Annotated in this window: 1 protein-coding gene; it reads left to right on the top strand. The window is 33.4% G+C overall.

The window, feature by feature from the left end:
• Window positions 1–1,682 (top strand): c-type cytochrome (locus tag QZZ48_RS15655; RefSeq protein WP_294967187.1); only part of this gene is annotated, 1,682 nt, incomplete at its 5' end.
• Between the last annotated feature and the right edge of the window lie 239 nt (window positions 1,683–1,921).

Here is a 1,921-nt window from a genome sequence, read left to right as displayed (position 1 = left end):
AAACAGCTGTTGCTAACAACGCTCTTTTCTTAATTCCTGAGCCTAAATCACCTCACGGTGTTGATGTTTCTCCGGATGGTGAATATATCACAGTTTGTGGTAAGCTAGATACTCACGCTTCTGTTTATAAATGGAGTAAAATCCAAAAACTTATCAAAAGTAAGAAATATGTTGGTAAAGATCCATATGGTATTCCTATCTTAGATCTTAAATCATCTTTACATGGTCAAGTTGAACTAGGTCTTGGGCCCTTACATAACCAATATTCAAATGTAGATGGTGAAATTTATACTTCACTTTATGTTGATTCTCAAATTGTAAAATGGAACTATAAGACTCTTAAAGTTATTGACAAAGAAAATGTTCACTATAACGTTGGACACCTTTGTGGTATGGAAGGAAAATCTGCTGATCCTCAAGGTAAGTACATTATTTCTCTTAATAAACTTGCAATTGACAGATTCCAAAATGTTGGTCCTCTTCACCCACAAAATCACCAGTTGATTGATATCAGTGGTAAAACAATGGACTTACTAGTAGATATGCCTTTACCTCTAGGTGAACCTCACCAAGCTGTAGCTATCAGAGCGACTAAATTACACCCAGCTGTTAGATACACAATGGGTACAAATACAAAAACTGGAAAGATACATAAAGGTAAAACTTTAGCTGGTCAAGAAAGAATTGAAAGACGTAATGATAAAGGTAAGATAGATTCTAAAGGTAAAAATGTTTTTGTTTACGCTACATTCGTAAGATCTCACATCAATCCTGAGAGAATTACTGTAAACAAAGGTGACAATGTTACTATGTACATGACTAACTTAGAGAGAGCTCAAGATGAGACTCACGGTTTTACTGTAGATAACTTTAACGTTCACGCTTCATTAGAGCCAGGTGAAACTGCTGAAATTAACTTTATTGCTGATATTGAGGGTGTTTTCCCTTACTATTGTACTGAGTTTTGTTCTGCACTTCACTTAGAAATGATGGGTTACCTTATGGTTAAAGATCCGAATAAAAAATACGTTTCGGCTCAAAAACTAAAAATGAAAACTATGACTAAAACTCAACTTACTGCTGAGTATAAAAAGACTATTGCAGTTAATGACGCTACAGATGCTGTAATTCAGTCAGTTGTTGCATTCTTAAAAGAGAACAAGTTTGGAGATCACAAAGTTGTTGCTGATCTTGTAACTGATGCATTCGACCAATATGGTCAAATTCCTGCTCAGAAAAAACTAGCTGATGCTGCCTTCAAAAAAGGTGATATTGAAAAAGCTATCCTTTTTGAAAATATGATTTGGCAACTAATGGTTAAAACTGCTGACGTTGGTATTAGAGCAAAAGACACTCTAGTAAGAAAAGTAGCAACTAAACAAACTACTCAAGCTCAAAGAGGCGAAAAAGCCTTTAATGAAGGTGGTTGTTCTGGTTGTCACGTAATCGGTAAAGTATCTTCAGGTCCAGACCTTACAGGTGCATTACAAAGACATGAAAATGGTGAGAAATGGGTTAGTAACTTTATTTTAAATCCAGAAGAAATGTACAAAGATCCATATGTTAAAAGCATGATTGATTACTTCAATCTTAAAATGCCTAACCAACATATGAGTAAAGATGAGACTAAAGACATTGTTGAATACCTTAAATGGATTGACGAGAATGCTAACTTATTCTAGAAAGTAGACTAAGGTTTAGACTTATTTACAAAGGAAGGGTTTACCCCTTTCTTTGCCCCTAAACATGACAATATAATAGACCAAATTAACGTTAATTAACTACACTCATTTTGAATATTGTCATAAAAATCAAATAAACGCCTATATCATAATTATTCTTAAATTCTCTTGACATATATCAAGAATCATATTATAATCTTATCACTATGATTATAGTAATTTTATATAATAAATCAATT

The sequence above is a fragment of the Sulfurimonas sp. genome (assembly GCF_016744025.1).
In the GTDB taxonomy this organism is placed as follows: Bacteria; Campylobacterota; Campylobacteria; order Campylobacterales; family Sulfurimonadaceae; genus Sulfurimonas.
The sequence above is the reverse complement of the archived record's forward strand: the minus strand, read 5'-3'. Positions and strand labels throughout refer to the sequence as shown.